Below are 22,511 nucleotides of genomic sequence, written 5' to 3'. Positions count from 1 at the left end.
CGCACGGGCCGACGCTCACTCCGGTGCTCCCACCTGCGCGCGCAGAGCGTCGACGTCCGCGACCTCCCACGCCTCGGCGACCTTCCCATCGCGCAGATGCACGCGCAGCGCCTGGTCCATCCGGAAGGACCCGCCGGTGCCCTCGACCCCGCCGAACGACGCCGCCATCGTGCCCGTGACCACAACCCATGCGAGCTCGGTGTCGCCATCGACGAGCACCTCCTGCACCTCGTGACGCAGGTCCGGCATGGCCGCGAGCGCATCGCGCCACACGGCCTTCTCGCCCTCGGCGCTCGTCGTGGAAAGGCCGCCGGGCGCGTGGATCACCACGTCGGGGTGCAGGAGATCATCGAGCGCGTCGAGGTCGCCCTCGTCCCCGGCCTTGAGCCATCGGTAGGCGACGGAGTCGCTGAGCGCGGTCACCCGTCGAGTCTCGCACCGGGGCGGGAAGGGCGCAGGGCGGCGGCAGGCACAGGGACGATGCGGCAGTCGCCTTCGCGGTCCGGCCGCCCCGGCGAGCCGGCTCAGTCCAGGTCGAGCCCCAGGTCGACGATCGGCGAGCTGTGCGTGAGCGCGCCGACCGACATGTAGTCGACCCCGGTCGCCGCGACGTCGGCCGCGTTGTCCAGCGTCAGCCCGCCCGTCGCCTCGATGAGCACGCGCCCCGTCTTCTTCTCGCGCGCACGGATGTCAGCGACGAGCGCGGCCATCTCCTCGGGCGGCATGTTGTCGAGCATGAGGAACCGTGCGCCGGCCTTGAGCGCCTCTCGCGCGCCGGCCGCGTCCTCGACCTCGACCTGCACGGGCACGTCGGGGAAGACCTCGCGGATCGCCTCGATCGCCGCGGTGATGGACCCGGCCGCGACGATGTGGTTGTCCTTGATCATCGCGCAGTCGTAGAGCCCGACGCGCTTGTTGACCCCGCCGCCGCAGCGGACCGCGTACTTCTCGAGCTCGCGCAGCATGGGCGTGGTCTTGCGGGTGTCCAGCACCTTCGCGCCGGTGCCCTTGAGGGCGGTCGCCCAGCGCGCGGTGTGGGTCGCGACGCCGCACGCGCGCGACACGAGGTTCAGCATCGTCCGCTCGGCGATGAGCACCACATGCCCGGCGCCCTCGATCGTCGCGATCGTCGTGCCCGCGGCGAGCGCGTCGCCGTCGGCGACGTGGAGCTCGACCGTGGGGCGGGGCAGGCCCAGGCGGACCGCGACCTCGCTCAGCGCGACCGGGATCACGTCGGCGCCCGCCATCACCCCGTCCTCGCGCATGACGATGCGCGCGCTGACCTGGATCGTGTCGGGGATGGTGGCCTGGGTGGTCACGTCGCGACCGGGGAAGCCGCCGAGGTCCTCGCTCAGCGTCCGGCGCACGACGTCGGCGAGCCAGGCGGCGGGCAGGGGTCGGTCCTGAGCCTGCTGCTCGGGGTGCGCGGGGCCGGCGATCTGACCGGCGAGAGTGTCCGTGGGAGCGCTCATGGGGACATCGTGGCACGAAAAGGGCGCATGTCCCTGGGCAGGGGGTACGGGGAGGGGTATCCTTGACTGTCATCTAGTGCTGTGGAGGCCCCCATGTCCGAGGTTCACCTCTCCGAGGCGGAGCTGGAGCCCGTCGTCAAGCGACTGCGCCGTGCGCACGGCCAGCTCGCCGGCGTCCTGCGCATGGTCGAGGAAGGCCGCGAGTGCGGCGACATCGTCACCCAGCTCGCCGCCGTGTCGAAGGCGATCGACCGCGCCGGCTTCACGATGATCGCCTCGGGCCTGCAGCAGTGCATCCTCGAGGGCGAGGACGCCGCGGACGCCAAGGTGCGCCTCGAGAAGATGTTCATGGCGCTGTCCTAAGGACGGCGCGGCCCCCACCGGGCCGAAAGGCGCGGGGACGATGCCCCAGTCACCGCATCGTCCCTGTTCCCCAGCGCTCCGCCGAGGTTGACGCCTCACCCACCCGACGTCGCATCGTCCCTGCTATTACGTTTGTGAAAACAGGACTTCGCGCGTCGCCGAGGGCATCGAGGGACCAAGGTCTCGCATACCCCCTGGGGTATCTGTTACCGTGGGGTCATCACTCTTTGGAAGGAGCACCCATGCGCATCGTCATCGTCGGAGGTGTCGCAGGCGGCATGAGCGCCGCCGCGCGAGCCCGTCGCCTCAACGAGTCCGCCGAGATCATCGTCTTCGAGAAGGGCCCGGACGTCTCGTTCGCGAACTGCGGCCTGCCGTACCACGTGGGCGGGGACATCGAGTCCCGCGACGCCCTCCTCCTGCACACCCCCAAGACGCTGGGCGCCTCGCTCGGCCTGGACGTGCGCGTGAACACCGAGGTCACCGCGATCGACCGCACGGCCAAGACCGTCACGGTCGTCGGCGCCGAGGGCAGCGAGGTCGTCTCGTACGACGCGCTCGTGCTCTCCCCCGGCGCGACCGCCTTCACCCCGCCGATCCCCGGCATGGACCTTCCCGAGGTCACGCACCTGCGCACCGTCGACGACGCGACCGCCCTCGCGGCCCGCGTGGACGGCGCCAAGACCGCCGCGGTGCTCGGCGCGGGCTTCATCGGCCTCGAGACTGCCGAGGCCCTGCGCGAGCGCGGCCTCAACGTCGCCCTGATCGAGATGGCGCCGCAGGTGCTGCCCCCGCTCGCCCCCGAGATGGCTCGCCTCGTCGAGCTCGAGCTGCGCGCGAACGGCGTCGACGTTGTCACGGGCCTCGCGGCCTCCGCCGTCGAGCCCACCGCGTCCGGCTCCGGCGTGACGGTCACGCTGTCCAACGGCGCCGCGGCCGACGTCGACATCGTCGTCGTCTCCGTGGGCGTGCGCCCGAACTCCTCGCTCGCGGCCGACGCGGGCCTTGAGGTCGACGAGCGCGGCGCGATCGTCGTGGACGAGCACCAGCGCACCGCCGACCCGAGCATCTGGGCCGTCGGCGACGCGATCGCCGTTCGCAACGCTGTGACCGGCGCGACCGGCCCCGTCCCGCTCGCGGGCCCGGCCAACCGCCAGGGCCGCCGCGCGGCCGAGTCGATCATGGGCGTCGCCAAGCCGGCCAAGCCCGTGCTCGGCACCGCGATCGTCAAGGTCTTCGGCCTCACCGCCGCGATGACCGGCGCCAGCCCCCGCATGCTGGATCAGGCGGGCATCGAGTACGTCGTGCACCACACGCACCACCTCAACCACGCGGGCTACTACCCCGGCGCGGACCAGGTGCACCTCATGGCCGTCTTCTCCCCCGAGGGCAAGCTACTCGGCGCCCAGGGCGTCGGCCGTGCCGGCGTGGACAAGCGCATCGACGTGCTCGCGACCTCGCTGCGCGCCGAGTTCGACGCTGACGACCTGGCCGAGCTCGAGCTCGCCTACGCGCCGCCGTTCGGCTCCGCGAAGGACCCCGTGAACATGCTCGGCTTCATGATGCAGAACACGGTCCTCGGCACGCTCAAGCTGTGGCACGCGTCCGACGTGGAGTGGGCGCGCGAGAACGCGCTCATCCTCGACGTCCGGTCGGCCGGCGAGTTCACCCGCGGGCACCTGCCCGAGGCCGTGAACATCCCGCACGACGAGATCCGCGAGAACCTCGACCGCATCCGGTCGCTTGCGGACGGGCGGCCGGTGCGCGTGCACTGCGCGTCGGGCTTCCGGTCCTACCTCGCGCACCGCATCCTCGACCAGGAGGGCTTCGACTCCGCAAACTTCGACGGCGGCATGCTCACCATGAACACCGCCCTGCCCGAGCTCGACCTCGTCACCGGTGTCGCGGAGCCCGCGAGCGCCTGACACCTTCCGTCCATGCACTCCGCACGGATCCACGGGCGACACGCCAGCGTGTCGCGCTCCACGTCGGCGCGTCGCCGGGGTGTCGCAACCAGATCCGTGCGGAATGCATGCGGTGAGCACGGGCCTTCCTGACCCGCCTCGCCTACGAGCCGGCCGCATCGTCCGCCGTATTTGCCGCGCTCGCACCGAACCGTCCCGGGCCCCCATTCCGTCCGACCCGCCACAAGCGGCGCGGGCGTCGTGAGGGCCCGGGCGCCGGTTCACTCATGATCCTCATCCGCGATCGGTCGACCCGATCGCTTCCACCGACCGGGCCCCGCGCGGGTCCGATCTCAGACTCCGGTCGTCAAGCGCTGTCCTCGTGAGACGACCGGGCCGATCGCCGGTCGGGGCGGCCTTTTCCGGGGTGCCGTCCCGACCGGCGTTCTTGCGTCCTGGCAGGGGCGGATTCCCGCAGACACTTTGAACCACTCTCAAACCGACACGCCGCCCGACGGCGCTGAACGGGCCGCGTCACCGGGGTGTCGCGGCCGAGATTGATTCACACTGTCGGGCGGGGACGGTGCGGGGGTGCCGGGCAGATCCGATGCGGTGCCGGGCAGATCCGATGCGGGGCCCGCGCCCCTGGACGATGCGGCGGTGCCGGGCAGAGACGACGGCTCCCGGGTCAGCTGAGGTCGAGCGGGACCTTCATCATCGACAGCGCGCCGTCCGGATCGAGCGTCGCGGCCTGGCGGACCTCCCACCTGGTGTCCCGGTGCGGGAAATCGGTGCGCAGGTGCCCACCGCGGGTCTCCTCGCGCGCGAGGGCGGTCCGTACCAGCACGGACGCGGCCTGGAGCACGTTCGACGTCTCCCACTCGGCGACCTGCGGGGCGCCGCCCACGGCCTCCTCCGAGTGGAACTGCTCTCGCAGCCTCTCGAGCTTGATGTCGGAGCGCTGGAGGCCAGCGGCGTCGCGCACCGGGCCCGCGCCGTGGTGCGCGAGCTTCTGGATGCGCGGGCGCTGGGTCGCGGGAACGAGCGCGTCCGGCCCGGGCCGCGTCACCGGCTCGTGCTGCTGGACGACGCCCTCGGCGACGACCTCCGCAGCGTCCTTCGCGGCGCGGGTCGCGAACACGAGCCCCTCGAGCAGCGAGTTCGAGGCAAGCCGGTTCGCGCCGTGCACGCCCGAGCACGCGGCCTCGCCGACGGCGTAGAGCCCCTGCCGGGTCGACCGTCCGCGCAGGTCGGTGAGCACGCCGCCCGAGTGGAAGTGCTGCGCGGGCGCGACCGGGATGAGGTCCGTGCCCATGTCGATGCCGCGCTCGGCCAGGCGCGCGTGGATGGTGGGGAACCTCTCGCGCAGGAACGAGGGGCCCAGATGACGGCAGTCGAGGAACACGTTGTCGGACTCCTCCTCGGCCATCATCCGCACGATCGCCTTCGACACGACGTCGCGCGGCGCGAGCTCCGCGAGCTCGTGCTGGCCGACCATGAAGCGCTCGCCCTCGGCGTTGAGCAGGTAGGCGCCCTCCCCGCGCACGGCCTCGGAGATCAGCGGCAGCTGTCCCAGCGCAGACGACCCCTCCCACAGCACGGTCGGGTGGAACTGCACGAACTCGACGTCCGCGATCGCCGCGCCCGCGCGCAGGGCCGCGCCGAGCCCGTCGGCCGTGGCCGAGGCGGGGTTGGTCGAGGACAGGAACACCTGGCCGATGCCGCCTGTCGCGAGGACGACGGCCTTCGCGAGCGCCGCGCCCACGCCGTCGCGCGAGCCCTCGCCGATGACGTGGAGCGTGACGCCGCACACGGGACCGGGGAAGCCGTCGGCATCGGGGGCCGCGGTGAGCAGGTCGACGACCATCGCGTGCTCGATGACCTCGATGCCGGGGTCGTTGCGGACCGCCTCGAGCTGCGCGATGAGCGCGCGCGAGATCTCGGCGCCGGTCGCATCGCCTCCCGCGTGGGCGATCCGGTCGCGGTGGTGGCCGCCCTCGCGGGTGAGGGTGATCGAGCCGTCGGCCTGGGTGTCGAAGTTGGCGCCGCGCGCGACGAGCTCGCGCACGCGGTCGGGGCCCTCGGTCACGAGCGTCCGCACGGCCGCGGGCGAGCACGTGCCGGCTCCCGCGACGAGCGTGTCCTCGAGGTGCTCGTCGGGGGTGTCCTCGGGGTCGAGCGCCGCGGCGATGCCGCCCTGCGCCCAGATGGTGGAGCCGGAGCTGAGCTCGCCCTTGGTGACGACGAGCACGCGGTCGACCTTCTGCCGCAGCTCAAGCGCGGCGGTCAGCCCCGCGATCCCCGAGCCGACGACGATGACGTCCGCCTGGGCGGTCCACCCGGGCTCGGGGGCGCGAAGGCGCTGCACGAAACGGGTCATGCGCCACAGACTATGCCCGCGCGGGACGCCTCGATGCCGCCCGTGTTCCCCGGGCCGGGTCTCGCCTACCTCAGGTGCGTGAGGACGTTGTCGATCAGCCGCGTCTGTCCGACGTGCGCCGCGACCGCGATCACGACGTCGCCCCGGTAGTCGTCGGTGACGGGCTGGGCGTCGCCGGGGTCGAGCGCCTCGAGGTAGTCGACGTCGACGCCCGACGCGGCGGCGAGGATCTCGCGCCCGGCCGCGAGCGACTCGTCCTTGGAGGCGCCCCCGTCGGCGGCGGAGCGGGCGGCGTTGAGGGCGCGCGATAGCGACAGCGCGCGCTCCCGCTCGTCGTCCGTGAGGTGCACGTTGCGCGAGGACAGTGCAAGGCCATCGACGTCGCGCACGGTGGGCACGGAGACGATGCTGACGGGCAGGTCGAGGTCCCTCACCATCGCGCGGATCGCGATGAGCTGCTGCGCGTCCTTCTGCCCGAAGAACGCGACGTCCGGCTGGACCAGGTGCATGAGCTTGAGGACGACGGTCAGCATGCCGTCGAAGTGCCCGGGACGATGCGCGCCCTCGAGGACGTCGCCGATCGCTCCCGCGCTCACGGTCACGGTGGGGTCGCCGTGCGGGTACATCGTGGCGAGGTCGGGGGCGAAGAGCACGTCGACGCCGGCCTCCTCGAGCATCGCGGCGTCGGCCTCGAGCGTGCGCGGGTAGTTGTCGAGGTCGCCCGCGTCGTTGAACTGGAGGGGGTTGACGAAGATCGTCGCGACCACCTGGTCGGCGGACGTCCGCGCGGTGCGCATGAGCGCCATGTGCCCCGCGTGGAGGGCGCCCATCGTCATCACGACGGCGCGCCGGCCCGGACCGTCGCCGTGGCGCGGCCGCTCAAGCGCGCGCAGCTCGGCGAGCGACGTGATGATCCTCATCGGTCCTCCTGGGCGGGCCCGCGGTCGGAGCCCTCGTCGGGCGCACCCCCCAGGTCCTCGGGATCGAGGCCGAGCGCCGCGATGACGGCGGCATAGCCGTCGGGGCCGAGGCGTCCTCCCGCGAACGCGAGGTCCGCGGTGGCCTGCGCCATCGCGCGGTACGCGACGAGGGTCTCGGGCGTGCCCGCGAGCGCCGCGAGGTGCGCCGCCACGGTACCGGAGTCGCCGCGCACCACGGGACCGGTGAGGGTGGTGACGGCGCCGGGGGCGTCGCCGAGCGCACCGTCCACCGACGCATGGGTGAGCGGCCCGAGCACGCGCCCGGGGTTCTCGAAGCCGATCCTCGCGAGCACCGCGCTCGCCTGCGCGACCGCGGTGACGACGTGGTTCGCGCCGTGCACGAGCGCGGCATGATAGGCGGCGCGGTCGCTCGCGGCGACGACGACGGGCTCGCCACCCATCTCGACCGCGAGGGCCTGCGCGATGGGCAGGACGGGTGCCGAGGCGGTGACGGCGAAGGCCGCGTCGCGCAGCCGCGCACGGTCGAGGCTCGTGCCCGTGAAGGTCATCGCGGGGTGGATCGCGAGCGGGATCGCCCCGGCGGCGGCGGCGTCGGCGAGGATTCCGGTGCCGTGGCGGCCGGCGCAGTGGACCACGAGCTGTCCCGCGCGCCACGCGCCGAGCGTCGCGAGGCCCGCGACGAGCTGCTCGATCGCGTCGTCGGGGACGGTGAGGAGCACGAGGTCGCTCGCGCGCACGACCTCGTCGGGGTCCTTTCGCGGCACTCCGGGCAGGAGGGCCTCCATGCGGTCGATCGATGCCTCGGACGAGCCGGAGGCGGCGACGACCTCGTGGCCGGCCTCGCGCAGGAGGGCGCCGAGCACGGCACCGACCTTGCCCGCGCCGACGACGCCGATCGCGAGGCGTCCCGGGCGCTGGGACGGCTCGGTCATCGCTCGCCTCCCTGGGCCGCATGGTCCGGGCCGACCTCGGAGGCGACCCCCGCATCGTCCGCGACCGACACGTCGGCGGCGGCGAGCACGTCGTCCACCGCGGGCGCGACGGTCGCGAGCCACTGCTCGGGGGTCTGCCGACGCCGGGACGTCGCGGCCCGCACGGCCTGCTCCTCGAGCAGCGCGAAGGCGTCCTCGATCGCGAGGTGCTGCGCGATCGCGGAGACGGGACCGGGCGTCGAGTGGACCACGACGTTCGCGACGCCGGCCGCGCGCGCGAACGGGCCCTGCGTGAGGCCGAGCGACTGCGTCCGCTCGTGCGGGACGACGACGAGCTCGCGCACCCAGCGGCCCTGCCGGATGAGCAGCGCGGTGTCGGTCGCGCGCACTCCGCGGTGGCGCCACTGGAGCGGGTCGAACCAGCGGGCGCTGCGAGGCGACGCGGTGAACCCTCCGTCGGTGCCCGTTCCGGTCATCGCGCGCGCGATCGTGCCCTCGGGGTCGGGGTCACCCAGGTCGGGCAGGACGAGCCACAGCGCGGTGAGGGCGTCGGCCTGCGTGCCGACGGGCAGCAGCGTCGAGACGTTCGCCTCGCTCTGCTGATAACCAGCGACGTTGACCGTGATCCGCCACCAGCCGCGGCGCCTCCACAGCAGCGTCTGGCGCATCTTGACCGCCTGGACGCGGCCCGGCGGGACGGTCTGGCGGCGCGTGTCGAGCATGCCGTGCCGCAGCCGCACACCGTCGGCGGAGATCCCCGCGACGAAGCCGAAGCCGCTGTTGAGGCGGCTCCACACGAAGCCTGCTCCCGCGAGCAGGATCGGCAGGATGCTCGCGAACGAGCCGCTGACGATCGCGAGCAGCATGTGCTCGACCTCGTTGCCCACGACGAGCGTGACGATCAGCAGGATGACGGGGAAGACCGCGACCGTGACGACCGGACCGGACAGCGCGATCGAGCCGATCAGCCGGCCGAGCGGGACGGCGAGCAGGTCGCGCTCGGCGGCGGCGGCGATCGCCGGGGTGCCCTGGTCGGCGCCGGGGATGAAGTCGCGCAGCGCGGCGTGCGCGGGCTGGCCGTCGGTGCCCGTGGCCCCGGCGCCGGCCAGCCCGTCACCCTCGGGACCTGCGGACCCGTCACCCAGAACCCCCGCGCCCTCGGCGCCCGAGCCCGCGGCCCGTGCATCCGGCATCGTCCCTCTGCGTGCCTGCTTGACGCCCGCGGCGAGCGCGAGGATCTCGTTGCGCAGCGCCTCGGCGTCGCCAAGGCGGAGGTACTCGAGCGCGACGGTCGAGCCCTCGCCGCCCGCGACCTCGATCTTCACGCCCGCGAAGCCGAAGATGCGCGCGAGCAGGGGCTGGACCACGTCGACGGCCTGGAGCCGGTCGAGCCGCGCCTGCTTGTTCTGCTTGAACAGGATGCCCTTGCGCAGCTCGACGGAGTCGTCGGTGATGCGGTAGGTCGTCATGCGCCACGACAGCAGGCCGCCCGCGACCACGAACACCGCGATCCCGAGACCGATGAGCGCGAGGGTGACGATCGCTGGGCGCCACCCGTCGCCACCGCCGCCGGCCCACTCGGGCGCGTTGTTGAAGAACCAGTACCCGCCGATCGCGCCGAAGACTGACCAGGCACCCAGGAAGGGCGAGACGGGATGGACGCGGGTCCACTCGCGTGGCGCCGTGTTGAGCATCCCGGTCACAGCCCCGCCAGCGTCGCCTCGCCGCGCGCCGTGAGCCTGTCGCGCAGGCGTGCGGCTTCGTCGGTCGGCACGCCCGAGATCGAGGCGTCGGTGCCCGGCGCCGCGGTGTGGAGCTGCACGCGCGCGAGCCCGAACGAGCGCGCGATCGGGCCCGCCTCGACCTCGACGAACTGCATGCGGCCGTACGGCACCACGGTCACGCGGCGGAACATGCGGCCGCGCTTGACCAGCAGGTCGTCGTCGCGCTCGGCCCACGCGTGCGCGCCGACCTGACGCACGATCACCCACGCCGCCCACACGACGACCACGAGCACGACCGCGGGCACGATCCACACCGCACCGCCCAAGGCCACCGCGAGCGCGACCGTCGCCGCGAGTGCGAGCCCCGCGGGGATCGCGAAGGAGATCAGTCGGGCGGGGATCAGCTTGCGATCCACGTACGTCCAGGAGGCACCTTCGGGCTCGAACCACGTCATGGGACCAGTGTGCCAAAGGGGGCCGACGAAGGGGATCCGTCCCAGGGACGATGCGGGGCGGGCGCGCGCTCAGGGGCGCGGGCGATGCAGGCCGGGCCAGACGTCGGCCGGGCCTGGCTGAGCCTGCGAGGGCGCGGGCCGGGCCGCGCTGCCTCAGGCCGGCGCCGCTCCGGCGTCGGTGCCCGAGGAGTCGTCCGAGTCCTCGTCGATCCGGCACCAGCGCTCCGCGATCACCCCCGCGATGAGCATGAGCACGGCGGCGCCCGCGGCGACGAACGCCTCGATCGCGACCTGCCTGCGTGGCGCGTGGCCCCAGTAGGCGAGCAGCGACAGCGCGTAGCCGCCGAACACCCCTCCGAGCACGGCCCCCGTGTATGCGCACGCCTGCGCGAAGGCCGCGGTCCGCAGGGCGCGCATCGGTTCGAGGTGCCGCCGGTCCCCACGCTGGTACGAGCGCACGGTCCAGCCGGTCGCGAGCGCGATGCCGCCCGCGATCAGGCAGCCGATCGGCACGGACAAGGGCACGGCCACGGGCGGGTTGCCGCGGCCGAGCAGGAGCGCGCCGAGTGCCCAGGCGAGCACGAGGGACAGGCCCGCCCATCCGGCGAGCCGACGCCAGGTCAGTGGGGACACGTCAGGGCTGAGGGCTCTCGCCCTGCTGCGGCTCGGCGACGGTGGTCACCCCGGAGGTGTCGATGCTGTTCACGAGGTCGCCGACGCGACCGCCGTTCTCCCCTGCGAGCACCGCGTTGGGCGCGAATGCCGCCCACGGCACGAGCACGAAGCCGCGCTCGTGCGCGCGCGGGTGCGGGATCACGAGGTCCTCGGTCACCTCGGCGAGGTCGTCGTACTGGAGGACGTCGATGTCGAGCGTGCGCGGCCCGTTCTCCTCGGCGCGGTCGCGGCCGCCGTAGACCATCTCGATGCCCTGGCACGCAGCCAGCAGCTCGCGCGGCGCGAGCGACGTCTCGACGCGGATCACGGCGTTGAGATAGTCGGGCTGCGGCGGGCCGCCGACGGGGGTCGTCTGCACGAGCGGCGAGGCACCCGTGACGGTGATGCCGCTGATGCGGTGCAGGTCGGAGACCGCGTTGGACAGCGTCGTCGCCATGTCGCCGAGGTTCGCGCCGAGCGCGAGGTACGCGTCGACCGGCTGGAACGGGCGCTTGTCGAAGAGGTCGTGCGCGGGGCCGATGCCGTCGGCCGAGAGCGGGTCGTCGCCCTTGCCCGCCGACGAGCCGATGCGCTTGTCCGACCACAGCCCGCCCGTGCGGACGTCGCGCCGGATCCGGACCGTGACGTCGCCGAACTCGACGTGCAGCGGTGCCTGCGGCTTGTGCACGACGACGTCGACGCAGAACACGCCGTCCATCTCGAGCACCGCGCGCGCAATCTGCTCGGCGACGGTCTCGAGGAGGTTCGACGGGTCGCCCGCGAGGATCTCCGCGGCCTTGTCGGCGATGTCGGAGTAGTTGAGCGTCTTCCTGAGGTCGTCGGACGCCGCGGCAGCGCGCGTCGACGTGTGCGCGACGACGTCGGCGAAGAAGAGCTGCCCCGTCTCCTTCTCGTTGGCGTTGACGCCGTGGAACCCCGTCACGCGGATGCCGTGCACCGCGATCTGGTCCAACTCCCGGCCGTTCTTCACATAGGGAAGCGCATCCATCGTCATAACCTCATCGTGCCTTGTACCCGGCTGTTGTCAATCGAGACACCACGGAGATCGCGTCACGTGACGCGGCGGCGTCGTGCACGCGCACGGCCCACACGCCCTCGAGCGCGCAGACGGTCGTGACCGCGGTCGTCGCCGCCTCGCGATTGGACGGGTCCGCCCCGTCTCCCCCGCCGCTCGCGATCGCGGCGCCCAGGAACCGCTTGCGGGACGCGCCGATGAGCACGCGGTGGTCGCCCGCCCACTCGCGCCAGCGGGCGATGAGCGGCCAGTTCGAGTCGGTCACCTTCGCGAAGCCCAGGCCCGGGTCCAGGACGATGCGGTCGCTCGCGACGCCAGCCCCCACCAGGGCGTCGACGCGCGCCTCGAGCTCGCGGCCGACCTCGGCGACGACATCCTCGTAGCGGTCGGCCTTGTCCATCTCCGCGGAGTGCGCGCGCCAGTGCATCGCGATGAAGTCGCACGCGAGGTCCGCGGCGGTCTTCGCCATGTCCGGGTCGGCGAGGCCTCCCGAGACGTCGTTGACGATCGCCGCGCCGGCCTCGACCGCCGCGCGAGCGGTGGAGGCGTGCATCGTGTCGATGCTGAGCGTCACGCCTTCGGCCGCGAGCGCACGGATCACGGGGACGACGCGCTCCTGCTCCTCGGCCGGCTCGATGCGGGCGGCGCCGGGGCGCGTGGACTCGCCGCCCACGTCGACGATGCTCGCGCCCTGGTCGCGCAGCTCGAGGCCGCGCGCGATCGCGGCGTCGACGGTGTCCCAGCGGCCGCCGTCGGAGAACGAGTCGGGGGTGACGTTGAGGATGCCCATGACGAGCGTGCTCACGTCGACCTCACCTGCCCGCGATGAGGCTCATCGCCTCCGCGCGCGTGGCCGCGTGGCGCATGATGCCCCGCACGGCCGAGGTCACGGTGCGCGAGCCGGGCTTGCGGACGCCGCGCATCGACATGCACAGATGCTCGGCCTCGACCACGACGATCACGCCGCGCGCACCGAGCTCGTCGACAAGCGCGTCGGCGACCTGCGTGGTCAGCCGCTCCTGGACCTGCGGGCGGCGCGCGTAGAGCTCGACGAGCCGCGCGAGCTTCGACAGCCCCGTGATGCGGCCGTCGACGCCCGGGATGTACGCGACGTGCGCGACGCCGTGGAACGGCACCAGGTGGTGCTCGCACATCGAGTACAGCTCGATGTCCTTGACGAGGATCATCTCCTCGTGGCCGAGCTCGAAGACCGTGGACAGCACCTCGGCCGGGTCCTGGTCGAGCCCGGAGAAGAACTCCTCATACGCCCGCGCGACCCGCGCGGGCGTCTCGCGGAGCCCGTCGCGGTCGGGGTCGTCGCCGATCGCCGCGAGGATCTCCCTCACCGCGGCCTCGATGCGAGGCTGGTCGACCGCCATGGCTAGCGCTGCTCCATGACGGCGTGGCGCATCGTCTGCATCAGGCCGGCCCGAAGGACTCGGTCCCGCCGGTCCCCGTCGCATCGTCCGGGGCGTCCGAGGTGTGCTCGGCGACCTCGTCGACCGGGGCCGTGGCGGGCGCGACCTCCTCGGGCAGCGGCTCGGGGGCCTCCGTGGGCGCCCACTCCCCGCTCACCCAGTGGGAGCGGCGATCGATGTGGACGATGTCCGCGAAGATCTCCGCGAGCTCGTTCTCGCCGAGCGTCTCCTTCTCGAGGAGCTCGGCGGCGAGACGGTCGAGCACGGCGCGGTTGTTCTGGAGCGACCAGGTCGCCTCGGCCATCGCGTTGTCGAGCAGCTTGCGCATCTCGTCGTCGATGATCGCGGCCATCCGCTCGGAGTACTCGCGGCCGTGGCCCATGTCGCGGCCCAGGAACACCTCGCCCGAGCTGCCCGTGAGCCGGACCGAGCCGACCTCGGTGCTCATGCCGTACTCGGTGACCATCTGCTTGGCGATCTCCGTCGCCTGCGAGATGTCGTTGCTCGCGCCCGTGCTCGGGTCGCCGAAGACGAGCTCCTCTGCCACGCGGCCGCCCATCGCGTACGCGAGGTTGTCGAGCAGCTGGTTGCGGGTCTTCGAGTAGCGGTCCTCGGACGGCATCACCATCGTGTAGCCGAGGGCGCGGCCGCGCGGCAGGATCGTCACCTTCGTGACGGGGTCCGTGTGGTTCATCGCCGCCGCCACGAGCGCGTGACCGCCCTCGTGGTACGCCGTGACGCGCTTGTCGTGGTCGTTCATCACGCGCGTGCGCTTCTGCGGGCCCGCGATGACGCGGTCGATCGCCTCGTCCATCTCGCCGGGGCCGATGCGCTTCTCGTCGCGGCGGGCCGTGAGCAGCGCCGCCTCGTTGAGCACGTTCGCGAGGTCCGCGCCGGTGAAGCCCGGCGTGCGGCGCGCGACGGACTCGAGGTCCACCTCGGGCGCGATCGGCTTGCCCTTCGCGTGCACCTCGAGCACCTTGCGTCGTCCCTTGAGGTCCGGCGCATCGACGCCCACCTGGCGGTCGAAGCGGCCGGGACGCAGGAGCGCGGGGTCCAGGATGTCGGGGCGGTTGGTCGCCGCGATCATGATGATGTTCGTGTTGATGTCGAAGCCGTCCATCTCGACGAGCATCTGGTTGAGCGTCTGCTCGCGCTCGTCGTGACCGCCGCCCATGCCGGCGCCGCGGTGGCGACCGACGGCGTCGATCTCGTCGACGAAGATGATGGCCGGCGCGTTCTTCTTGGCCTGCTCGAACAGGTCGCGCACGCGGCTCGCGCCGACGCCGACGAACATCTCGACGAAGTCCGATCCGGAGATCGAGAAGAACGGCACGCCCGCCTCGCCCGCGACGGCGCGCGCGAGCAGCGTCTTGCCGGTGCCGGGAGGACCGTAGAGCAGGACGCCCTTGGGGATCTTCGCGCCGACGGCCTGGAACTTGGCCGGGTGCTCGAGGAACTCCTCGATCTCGCGCAGCTCGTCCACGGCCTCGTCCACGCCCGCGACGTCGTCGAACTTCACCTTGGGCATGTCCGGGCTGACCATCGAGGCCTTCGACTTGCCGAACTGCATGAGGCGGCCCCCGCCGCCCTGCATGCTCGACAGCAGGAACCAGAACACCACCACGATGAGCAGCAGCGGGATGAAGGTGATGAGCAGGCTGGTCCAGATGGACGTGGTCGCGAGCTCGGCGTCGTAGCTGGTCGCGCTCGAGGCCTCGACGGCCTCGACGACGGACTCGCCCTGCGGCTCCGCGTACGTGAAGTAGACGACGTCGGACAGCTCCGCCCAGTCCTCGGGCGCGCCGTCGGGAAGGTTGTCGGCGAGGTTCTCGATGAGGGTGAGCTCGACTCGCTGATCGCCGTCGACGATCTTCGCCTGCTCGACGACGTCCGACTTGAGCAGGTCGAACCCCTCCGAGGTGTCCACGCGGTCCGTGCGCGGGCTGAAGAAGCCGGAGACGATCCAGCCGAGCGCTACGACGAGCAGCACGAGGAGCAGAAGGCGGGGGAGATTCTTCATCGTGCCTATGACTCTACGCGAGGGCCCGGACATGGTGGAGACGGTTTCGCCCCAGGCAGACGCGCTCGCGCCCCCTCATGCACTCCGCACGGATTCGCGGGCGACACGCCAGCGCGTCGCCTCACGCTCTCCCGACAGTGTGAACCAATCTCAGTTGCGACACCCCGGCGGTTGCCGTGCAGTTCTGCACGCACCTGTGATTGAAGAGACTCGAGGGGCCCGAGTACATGCACTGCCGCACCACCAGCAGCTTGCGTCACAGCCGCGTGCAGAACTGCACGGAGGCCGCTAGCTGCGAACCGCCGCGAGCGCTTTGAGGACGTCGGCCACCAGCCTGTCGGGGTCCATCACCGCGTCCCGATAGGTGAACCGGAGCACCGGACGTCCCTGTGCCAGGAGGGTCCGGTCGCGCGCACGGTCGACCTCGAACTGATAGCGGTCGGAGTGGTGGGCATAGCCGTCGATCTCCACGTAGACGAGCCCCTCGACGAGGAAGTCTGCGCGTTGAAGGCCGCCGATGCTCGGCTGGCACACCACCTCGAGTCCCGCACCCGTCAGCGCCACACGCGCACAGGTCTCTGACACGGACCCTGAGAGCGGCGAGGCGTGCCGCAGCAGCCAGGCCCTTCTCTCAGCTCGCGTATGCGTGAAGGAAGCCACGTCTCGTAGGCGCATCATGCCCGCAGAGAGAGCGTGGTCGAGCATCACCAGCTGCGCGAGAGGCGTGACGCACCCCGCTGCGATGTCGATCGCGCGCTCGGGACCGACGACGGCCCCTGGCTCGTGTGCCGAACGGGAACGGTGGAGCGTCACCTCGCGATGTGGTGGAGATGCCCCGTGGTGCCCGCCCCGGTCGATCCCGACTTCAAGATGGATGCGGCGCGGTTGCTCCAAGGTCCGAAGCCCCCTTGCCGTCGCCGCGGTCACGCAGGTCAGCGCACCATCGAAGTAGCACGCGAGCGTTGCCTCCTTCGTCGCACCCGGCAACGAGTAGCAGCCTCGATACGCGCGCAGCACGCGGCCAGACTCGACAAGCATCTGCAGGTCCCGCCGGCGCGCGCCTGCCCGCATCAGCTCCGAAAGACGAGCAGCGCCGCCTCGGTCCCGCATCCATCGCTGAACATCCACGGACGACACGGTCGTCGCTGCCGACCGTGGCCACCACCGCGGCACCTGCCGCTGTGGACTCGCGCTGCCTGTCGGCCTCTTGTGGACATCGGCGACGACGGCACCGGACAGTTGTGCACGCACCTGGGAAGCGTGAGAACTATGTGGCCCACGTGCATGCACTGCCGCACCACCAGCAGCTTGCGTCACAGGTGCGTGCAGAAGTGCACGCGATCGTGCGCAAACGCAGACTCGCACCCCGGAAGCCAGGTCCAGGATGCTTCCGCGCCGGGCGCGGCCTCCTACTGCTCCCCGTACACGCTCGGGTTGAGGATCGCCACGAACGGCAGGGTGCGGTACTTCTCCGCGAAGTCCAGCCCGTAGCCGACGACGAAGTCGTTCGGGATGTCGAAGCCGAGGTACTTGACCGGCACGTCGACCTTGACGGCGTCGGGCTTGCGCAGCAGCGTCGCGACCTCGACGGACTCGGCGCCACGCGACTGGAGGTTGCCCAGCAGCCACGACAGGGTGAGCCCGGAGTCGATGATGTCCTCGACGATCAGCACGTGCTTGCCGGTGAGGTCCGTGTCGAGGTCCTTGAGGATGCGCACGACGCCGGAGGACTTGGTGCCCGAGCCGTACGACGAGATCGCCATCCAGTCCATCTGCACCGTCGGCGGCATGCGGCGCGCGAGGTCGGCCATCACCATGACGGCGCCCTTGAGCACGCCGAGCAGCAGCAGGTCCTTGCCCTCGTAGTCGCGGCGGATCGCGGCGGACATCTCGTCGAGCTTCCGGCCGATGTCGTTCTCGCTGACGATGATCTTGGTGAAGTCGTCCATGTCGAACGTCTGGTCCACGGGATGCTCCTCGGAGATGTTCCTGCGATGCGGGCCAGGGGCGGCCCGGTGGCGATGCGGGCCAGGGGGCGGCCCGCGGTGAGCGCCGACTAGGCCGGACGCTCGAGGGGGTGGCTGATGACCAGCCTGCCATACTCGCGCCGCGCCTCGTAGCCACCTGGCAACGAGACCGCGCCCTGACCTTTGTACTGGGTCACCAGTGCGTCGAGCGCGTTGACGTGCACGGTCGCGAGCGGGCCGGCGCCCTTGGCCTCGGCGAGCATCTTGAGCATGCGCGAGCGGATCGCGTCGGGCAGCGCGGCGAGCATGTCGCAGCGCCACTCGTCGGAGCGCACGGTCGACGCGGAGGTGCTCATCGCGGAGCGGGCCTGGCGGTCGAGCTCGTCGGCGTCGGCCTGGAGCAGCGCCGCGGAGCGCGCGAGGCCCGAGACGACGCCCGGGCCGAGCACCTCGGTCAGCGCGGGCATGACGGTGGCCCGGAGGGCGGAGCGGCGCGGGCCGTCGGGATCGGTGTTGGTCGGGTCGTGCCACGGGTCGAGGCCCTGGGCCGCGCACGCGGTCACGGTGTCGGAGCGCCGCACCGACAGGAACGGTCGCGCGATGCGCCCACGCCTGGGCGGGATGCCCGACAGCGCGCGGGCGCCCGAGCCGCGAGCGAGCGCGAGCAGCACCGTCTCGGCCTGGTCGTCCATCGTGTGGCCGGTGAGGATCTGCGGGTCGTGGCCGCCCTCGGCGTCGACGCGCGCGTTGATCGCGTCATACCTGGCCTTGCGCGCGGCGGCCTCGAGCCCTCCCTCGCGCCCCACGGTCACCTTCTCGACGAACACGTGGAAGATGCCCGCGAGCCTCGCCTGCTCGGCCGCGTGCTTCGCGACCTCGGCGGAGCCCTCCTGGAGGCCGTGGTCCACGATGATCGCGCCCGTGAGGTAGCCCTCCTTGCGGCCCACGTACGCCGTGGCGGCGGCGAGGGCCAGCGAGTCGGGGCCTCCCGACAGGGCGACCCACACGCGCGTCCCGATCGACAGGCCGTCGAGGGCCTGCCTCACCGCGGAGCGGCAGGCGGCGACGGAGGGGTGCGGCGCGCTCATCGCACGCCGACCCTCAGTACGTCATCCCTCACAGCCACATCCTGCCAGCGCCGCGACGAACTCGTCGATCGCCGCGCGTGGATAGGTCTGACCCTGGGGCATGCCGTCGAGCAGCGTCGCGAACACGAGCCAGCGGCCGTCAGCGGTCTCGATGATCCCGGTGAGCGCCGTGACCCCGGTGAGCGATCCGGTCTTCGCGTAGCCGCGGCCGATGACCTCGTCGGTGCCCGCGCGCGCGGCGACGGTCCCCTCGACTCCCATGACGGCCAGCCAGTCGAAGACCCCGGTGTCGCCCTCGTCCGCGAGCGCGGCGAGCCGCAGCGCGGAGACGAGCTGGTTCGGCGTGATCTGGTTGCGGTCGGAGAAGCCCGCGCCGTCGTACAGCTCGAGCCCGGTCGTGTCGACGCCGAGGTTCTCGAGCGCCTCGGTGACGGCCGCGGCCGCGCCGGTCGGCGTCGCGCGCCGCCCGGTCTCGAGCGCGAGGACGCGCCCCACCTGCTCGGCGACCGTGTTGTCGGAGTCGCGCAGGAGGTAGGTGACGATGTCGGACAGCGGCGCGGACTCGACGCTCGCGACGACGTTCGTGAGGGACGCGGACGATGCGTCAGGGTCCTCGAGCACGTCGGTCACGTTCACGCCGCGCTCGGACAGCAGCGAGGCGAGCGTGTCGACGGTGTCGCCGACCGGGTCGTCGGACCGCTGCGCGTACTCGTAGTCGGTGAGGCGGCCCTCGTCGATCGCGAGGCCCGTGACCCGGCCCGCGTAGCCGTACTGAAGTGCGTAGTCGGGCCACGCTTGCGGGTACGCGGGGCCGGGGAAGTCGGAGGTGTCGACCGCGACCGTGACCTTGCCCAGGTCGGTGCCGAGCGCGTCGACCACGGCGTCGGCCAGGTCCGCGAGGCCCGCGTAGCCGTTGGCGACCGACGGCCCGCCCGTCTCGGCGATCTCCTCGGCGGTGTACTCGCTCAGGTCGCCGGCGTGCCCATAGCCCTCGGCGAGCAGGATGTCGCCGCCCGCAATGAGCGTGAGCGTCCGCGTGTCCGCGTCCCACGCGACGTCCGTGCTGAGGCGGTAGTCCTCGCCGAGCGTCGTCGTCGCGGCCACCGCGGTGAGCACCTTGGTGGTCGACGCGGGCACCTGGGGGTCGTCGGCGTCGAGGTCGACGAGCTGCTCGCCCGTCAGCAGGTCGACCACCGAGACATTCGTCGAGGTGCCGGTGCGCGAGTCGTCGCGCAGCTCCTGGGCGTAGGACTGGAGGATCCCGGCCGAGGGAACCGGCGCATCGTCCCCGACCCCGGTGAGGACCGCATCGTCCGAGGACGACGACGGGGCCGGCGAGGCCGTGAGGAACGGCGCGGCGATGAGCGGCTCGGGCTCGGTCGTGAGGAATCCGGGCACGACGTCGGCGATGTCCGCGCCGACGTAGCCGAGCGCCAGGACGGCCGGAACCGCGATCGCGGCCACCACTCTCTTTCCCATCCCAGCCTCTCCGTGTCGATGCGTCACACTAGTATCCAGTTATCTGTCTCAGCGGCCTGCACCGGTCGTGTCCCCGTCACGTGAGGAATGTCATGGAGTTCGACGTCACGATCGAGATCCCCAAGGGGTCGCGCAACAAGTATGAGGTGGACCACCACACGGGCCGCATCAAGCTGGACCGGATGCTGTTCACCTCGACCCGCTACCCCGACGACTACGGGTTCATCGACGGCACGCTCGGCGAGGACGGCGACCCGCTCGACGCGCTCGTGCTGCTCGAGGAGCCGACGTTCCCCGGCTGCCAGATCCGCTGCCGCGCGCTCGGCATGTTCCGCATGCGCGACGAGGCCGGCGGTGACGACAAGGTGCTGTGCGTGCCCGTGGGCGACCAGCGCCAGACCTGGCGCCAGGAGCTGACCGACGTGTCGGACTTCCACCGCCTCGAGGTCCAGCACTTCTTCGAGGTCTACAAGGACCTCGAGCCCGGCAAGTCGGTCGAGGGCGCGACCTGGGTGGGCCGCTCCGAGGCCGAGGAGGAGATCCAGGAGTCCTTCGACCGCGCCGCCGGCACGCCGTTCGCGCACATGAACCCGCTGTTCCCGCCGCAGGAGCACTGACTCCTCGGTTCAGGCTTCACGAAGGCCCTCGGCGCTCGCCGGGGGCCTTCGTCGTGTCCGGCGCAGCCACAGCGGGCACCGAAACACCCCCTCGTCGCGAGCCGCCCGCGTTGCGGGAGGGCATCGCGTGCAATTCTGCACGCGGCTGTGACAGACGAGGCGCGAGAGCCTGGAGGGGTTTCGCACCCGCCTCCCCAAGCACACGGGTCACAGGTGCGTGCAGAACTGCACGGCTCACTCGCGAACGTGGGGCGTGCGCGCTCGGCTAGGCGCTCGGCTAGACGCGGCCGGCGTACGGCATGATGTCCGACACCGCCCAGTTGTTGTAGACGCGGGTGCCCGCGAGGTGGCCGGGGCTCGAGGCCTCCATGACCTTGCCGTTGCCGATGTAGATCGCCACGTGATAGATCGCCGAGGCGTTCTGGCCGGTGCCCCAGAAGATGAGGTCTCCGACGCGCAGCTGCGAGAACGACACGTGCGTCGTGTACGAGTACTGCAGGCGCGAGCTGTGGGGGATGTAGTAGCCCACGGAGCCCCACGCGGCCTGGGTCAGGCCCGAGCAGTCATACGCAGGGCCGCTGCCGCCGTACTGGTAGGTCGCGCCGGTGAGGCTGATCGCATAGCTCGCGGCCGACTGGCCCTGCGAGGCGGAGGACTTCCACGAGTTCGACGAGCTTGAGCCGGAGGAGCCGGACGATCCCGAGCTGGAGCCCGAGCTCGACCCCGACGAGCTGCCCGAGCTGGAGCCCGACGAACCCGAGCTCGAGTCGTCGTCCTTGTCGGAGCTGGAGCTCGAGCCGGAGTTGGACCCGCTGCTCGAGGAGCCGGAGTTGGACGAACCCGAGTTCGAGGAGCCGGAGCTCGAGTCCTTGTCGGACGAGCTCGACGAGCCCGAGTTGGAGGAGCCGGAGTTCGACGAGCCCGAGTTGCTCGACTCGTTCTTCGCGGCTGCCTCCTCGGCGGCCTTCTTCGCCGCGGCCTTCTCCTCGGCCTCCTTGGCGGCCGCAGCATCGGCGGCGGCCTGGGCCTCCGCCTGCTTCTGGGCTGCGGCCTGCGCGGCTGCTGCCTCGGCGGCGGCACGCTCGGCGGCGAGTCCGTCCTGCCGCTGCTGCTCGAGCGCGACGGTCGTGTCGTTGAGCTCCGCGAGCCTCGCGATGGCCTCGGTCTGGACGACTGCGGCCTGGTCGACCGCGGCGTTCGCGTTCGCCTGCGCCTCCTGGGCGGCGTCGAGGGTGTCGAGCGCGGCCTGCTCGGCCTCGACGGCGACGTCTGCGGCGTCCTCGGCGAAACCGCGCATCGTCTCCGAGACGAGCTCGGCAGCCTTGACCTGCTGGAGCGCGGCCTCGACCTGGCTCGACGCGCGGTCGAGCGACTCGGTCCGGGTGATGACCTCGTCGAAGCCGTCGGCGGTCATGATCGCCTCGAACGAGGCGAGGTCGCCGCCGTTGCGGTAGTCCGCGAGCGCGACAGCGGCGAGCGCGGACGTGGCCTCGTCGAGAGCCTCGTCTGCCTCGTCGGCGCGGGCGTTGGCGGAGAAGAGGTCGCGCTGGGCCGAGATGTTGGCCTCCTGCGCGACGTTGTAGTCCTCGGCCGCGCTCAGGGCGGCGATGTTGGCCTCCTGCGCGGCGCCCTCGAGCTGCGCGATCGCGGCGTCGAGCTGGGCGACGGTGGCGGCCTGGTCCTCGGCGGCGGCCTGCGCGGCGGCGATGTCGTCGGCGCCTGGGTAGGCCTCGGCGAGGGGCGAGTTGACGACCGCGAGCACGGAGGCCGCGAGCGTGAGCGCGAGCGCGGCGGCGGTGCGCCGACCAGCGGCGACGGCCCATGCCATGTGGTGCGTAGCTTCCACGTTCTCCTCGCGCGCGTGCGCTGACCCTCGTGCGGCGGACCTGCGCGGACCCGATGGCCGGACCCGCAAGACCCCGTCCGCGACCCCCGGACCGGGTGCGAACGGTCCCAAACTACCCGCATTACTCACGAGGCGCTAGAGGCTCATGTGACAGATGTGACAAACGTCTCGGCGAAGGTGGGATCGGGCCCGCACCCCTGCCGCCAAGGGTG

The 22,511-nt window shown here is 72.0% G+C and carries 20 protein-coding genes; 3 read left to right on the top strand and 17 right to left on the bottom strand.

Translation table 11 applies throughout. From position 1 onward, the window contains the following. Positions 1-15: 15 nt before the first annotated feature. Entirely contained in the window at positions 16-423 is a 408-nt protein-coding gene (locus tag B7K23_RS06400) for an ester cyclase (RefSeq protein ID WP_159451343.1), read from the bottom strand. Between the two features lie 101 nt (positions 424-524). After that, positions 525-1,472, bottom strand: a complete 948-nt coding sequence (gene nadC, locus B7K23_RS06395) for a carboxylating nicotinate-nucleotide diphosphorylase (RefSeq protein ID WP_084125524.1) — start codon at positions 1,470-1,472, stop codon at positions 525-527. Positions 1,473-1,565: 93 nt separating this feature from the next. Between nadC and B7K23_RS06390 the strand changes: the two genes are divergently transcribed. Then, positions 1,566-1,835, top strand: a complete 270-nt coding sequence (locus tag B7K23_RS06390; RefSeq protein WP_084125523.1) for a metal-sensitive transcriptional regulator — start codon at positions 1,566-1,568, stop codon at positions 1,833-1,835. Positions 1,836-2,077: 242 nt separating this feature from the next. Continuing rightward, positions 2,078-3,760 carry an FAD-dependent oxidoreductase gene (locus B7K23_RS06385; RefSeq protein ID WP_084125522.1) on the top strand — a complete coding sequence of 561 codons (1,683 nt, stop codon included), beginning with the start codon at positions 2,078-2,080 and terminating at the stop codon, positions 3,758-3,760. A 667-nt stretch (positions 3,761-4,427) separates the two neighbouring features. Here B7K23_RS06385 and B7K23_RS06380 read toward each other — a convergent pair. The 14 genes from B7K23_RS06380 to dacB form a co-directional block, all read right to left on the bottom strand. Then, on the bottom strand, positions 4,428-6,119 hold the full coding sequence (locus tag B7K23_RS06380; RefSeq protein ID WP_084125521.1) for an L-aspartate oxidase: 1,692 nt from the start codon (positions 6,117-6,119) through the stop codon (positions 4,428-4,430). A 65-nt stretch (positions 6,120-6,184) separates the two neighbouring features. Continuing rightward, positions 6,185-7,039: a pantoate--beta-alanine ligase gene (gene panC, locus B7K23_RS06375; protein WP_084125520.1), complete on the bottom strand. Its 855-nt coding sequence runs from the start codon at positions 7,037-7,039 to the stop codon at positions 6,185-6,187. Further along, on the bottom strand, positions 7,036-7,992 hold the full coding sequence (locus tag B7K23_RS06370) for a Rossmann-like and DUF2520 domain-containing protein (protein ID WP_084125519.1): 957 nt from the start codon (positions 7,990-7,992) through the stop codon (positions 7,036-7,038). Before B7K23_RS06370 ends, panC begins: the two co-directional genes overlap by 4 nt. After that, complete coding sequence (locus B7K23_RS06365) at positions 7,989-9,686, bottom strand: PH domain-containing protein (RefSeq protein WP_084125518.1); 1,698 nt, start codon at positions 9,684-9,686, stop codon at positions 7,989-7,991. The genes B7K23_RS06370 and B7K23_RS06365 overlap by 4 nt, the downstream gene beginning before the upstream one ends. Before the next feature lie 5 nt (positions 9,687-9,691). Next, entirely contained in the window at positions 9,692-10,171 is a 480-nt protein-coding gene (locus B7K23_RS06360; RefSeq protein WP_084125517.1) for a PH domain-containing protein, read from the bottom strand. A gap of 153 nt (positions 10,172-10,324) precedes the next feature. After that, the gene (locus tag B7K23_RS06355; protein ID WP_084125516.1) at positions 10,325-10,804 is read right to left on the bottom strand and encodes a DUF3180 domain-containing protein; all 480 of its coding nucleotides are present in this window, start codon (positions 10,802-10,804) and stop codon (positions 10,325-10,327) included. Between the two features lies 1 nt (position 10,805). Next, on the bottom strand, positions 10,806-11,834 hold the full coding sequence (gene folK / locus B7K23_RS06350; protein ID WP_159451342.1) for a 2-amino-4-hydroxy-6-hydroxymethyldihydropteridine diphosphokinase: 1,029 nt from the start codon (positions 11,832-11,834) through the stop codon (positions 10,806-10,808). A gap of 10 nt (positions 11,835-11,844) precedes the next feature. Next, positions 11,845-12,666: a dihydropteroate synthase gene (gene folP / locus B7K23_RS06345; RefSeq protein ID WP_234996436.1), complete on the bottom strand. Its 822-nt coding sequence runs from the start codon at positions 12,664-12,666 to the stop codon at positions 11,845-11,847. Positions 12,667-12,673: 7 nt separating this feature from the next. Then, positions 12,674-13,240: a GTP cyclohydrolase I FolE gene (gene folE / locus B7K23_RS06340; protein WP_234996435.1), complete on the bottom strand. Its 567-nt coding sequence runs from the start codon at positions 13,238-13,240 to the stop codon at positions 12,674-12,676. A 40-nt stretch (positions 13,241-13,280) separates the two neighbouring features. Further along, positions 13,281-15,302, bottom strand: a complete 2,022-nt coding sequence (ftsH, locus tag B7K23_RS06335; protein WP_084125513.1) for an ATP-dependent zinc metalloprotease FtsH — start codon at positions 15,300-15,302, stop codon at positions 13,281-13,283. 288 nt (positions 15,303-15,590) lie between these two features. Beyond that, positions 15,591-16,439 (bottom strand): type IV toxin-antitoxin system AbiEi family antitoxin domain-containing protein, encoded by an 849-nt coding sequence (locus B7K23_RS06330; RefSeq protein WP_143338127.1) that lies wholly within the window; start codon positions 16,437-16,439, stop codon positions 15,591-15,593. Positions 16,440-16,711: 272 nt separating this feature from the next. Beyond that, positions 16,712-17,251 (bottom strand): hypoxanthine phosphoribosyltransferase, encoded by a 540-nt coding sequence (gene hpt / locus B7K23_RS06325; protein ID WP_084126208.1) that lies wholly within the window; start codon positions 17,249-17,251, stop codon positions 16,712-16,714. A 107-nt stretch (positions 17,252-17,358) separates the two neighbouring features. Then, on the bottom strand, positions 17,359-18,357 hold the full coding sequence (tilS, locus tag B7K23_RS06320) for a tRNA lysidine(34) synthetase TilS (protein WP_084125511.1): 999 nt from the start codon (positions 18,355-18,357) through the stop codon (positions 17,359-17,361). Positions 18,358-18,378: 21 nt separating this feature from the next. Further along, positions 18,379-19,836 carry a D-alanyl-D-alanine carboxypeptidase/D-alanyl-D-alanine-endopeptidase gene (dacB, locus tag B7K23_RS06315; protein WP_084125510.1) on the bottom strand — a complete coding sequence of 486 codons (1,458 nt, stop codon included), beginning with the start codon at positions 19,834-19,836 and terminating at the stop codon, positions 18,379-18,381. Positions 19,837-19,928: 92 nt separating this feature from the next. Between dacB and B7K23_RS06310 the strand changes: the two genes are divergently transcribed. Further along, entirely contained in the window at positions 19,929-20,453 is a 525-nt protein-coding gene (locus B7K23_RS06310) for an inorganic diphosphatase (protein WP_084125509.1), read from the top strand. Between the two features lie 277 nt (positions 20,454-20,730). Here B7K23_RS06310 and B7K23_RS06305 read toward each other — a convergent pair whose 3' ends face one another. Then, complete coding sequence (locus tag B7K23_RS06305) at positions 20,731-22,299, bottom strand: NlpC/P60 family protein (RefSeq protein ID WP_143338126.1); 1,569 nt, start codon at positions 22,297-22,299, stop codon at positions 20,731-20,733. Positions 22,300-22,511 lie beyond the last annotated feature (212 nt).

It is taken from the genome of Demequina sp. NBRC 110054 (genome assembly GCF_002090115.1).
Lineage (GTDB): Bacteria > Actinomycetota > Actinomycetes > Actinomycetales > Demequinaceae > Demequina.
Note: the sequence above shows the minus strand (reverse complement) of the source record. Positions and strands in the feature narration are given on the sequence as shown.

What these genes read in the sequence shown, in the direction of transcription:
- nadC (WP_084125524.1), bottom strand. Translation starts at nt 1,472, where the DNA reads ATGAGCGCTCCCACGGACACTCTCGCCGGTCAGATCGCCGGCCCCGCG.
- B7K23_RS06390 (WP_084125523.1), top strand. Translation starts at nt 1,566, where the DNA reads ATGTCCGAGGTTCACCTCTCCGAGGCGGAGCTGGAGCCCGTCGTCAAG.
- B7K23_RS06385 (WP_084125522.1), top strand. Translation starts at nt 2,078, where the DNA reads ATGCGCATCGTCATCGTCGGAGGTGTCGCAGGCGGCATGAGCGCCGCC.
- B7K23_RS06380 (WP_084125521.1), bottom strand. Translation starts at nt 6,119, where the DNA reads ATGACCCGTTTCGTGCAGCGCCTTCGCGCCCCCGAGCCCGGGTGGACC.
- panC (WP_084125520.1), bottom strand. Translation starts at nt 7,039, where the DNA reads ATGAGGATCATCACGTCGCTCGCCGAGCTGCGCGCGCTTGAGCGGCCG.
- B7K23_RS06370 (WP_084125519.1), bottom strand. Translation starts at nt 7,992, where the DNA reads ATGACCGAGCCGTCCCAGCGCCCGGGACGCCTCGCGATCGGCGTCGTC.
- B7K23_RS06365 (WP_084125518.1), bottom strand. Translation starts at nt 9,686, where the DNA reads ATGCTCAACACGGCGCCACGCGAGTGGACCCGCGTCCATCCCGTCTCG.
- B7K23_RS06360 (WP_084125517.1), bottom strand. Translation starts at nt 10,171, where the DNA reads ATGACGTGGTTCGAGCCCGAAGGTGCCTCCTGGACGTACGTGGATCGC.
- folK (WP_159451342.1), bottom strand. Translation starts at nt 11,834, where the DNA reads ATGGATGCGCTTCCCTATGTGAAGAACGGCCGGGAGTTGGACCAGATC.
- folE (WP_234996435.1), bottom strand. Translation starts at nt 13,240, where the DNA reads ATGGCGGTCGACCAGCCTCGCATCGAGGCCGCGGTGAGGGAGATCCTC.
- ftsH (WP_084125513.1), bottom strand. Translation starts at nt 15,302, where the DNA reads ATGAAGAATCTCCCCCGCCTTCTGCTCCTCGTGCTGCTCGTCGTAGCG.
- hpt (WP_084126208.1), bottom strand. Translation starts at nt 17,251, where the DNA reads ATGGACGACTTCACCAAGATCATCGTCAGCGAGAACGACATCGGCCGG.
- tilS (WP_084125511.1), bottom strand. Translation starts at nt 18,357, where the DNA reads ATGAGCGCGCCGCACCCCTCCGTCGCCGCCTGCCGCTCCGCGGTGAGG.
- dacB (WP_084125510.1), bottom strand. Translation starts at nt 19,836, where the DNA reads ATGGGAAAGAGAGTGGTGGCCGCGATCGCGGTTCCGGCCGTCCTGGCG.
- B7K23_RS06310 (WP_084125509.1), top strand. Translation starts at nt 19,929, where the DNA reads ATGGAGTTCGACGTCACGATCGAGATCCCCAAGGGGTCGCGCAACAAG.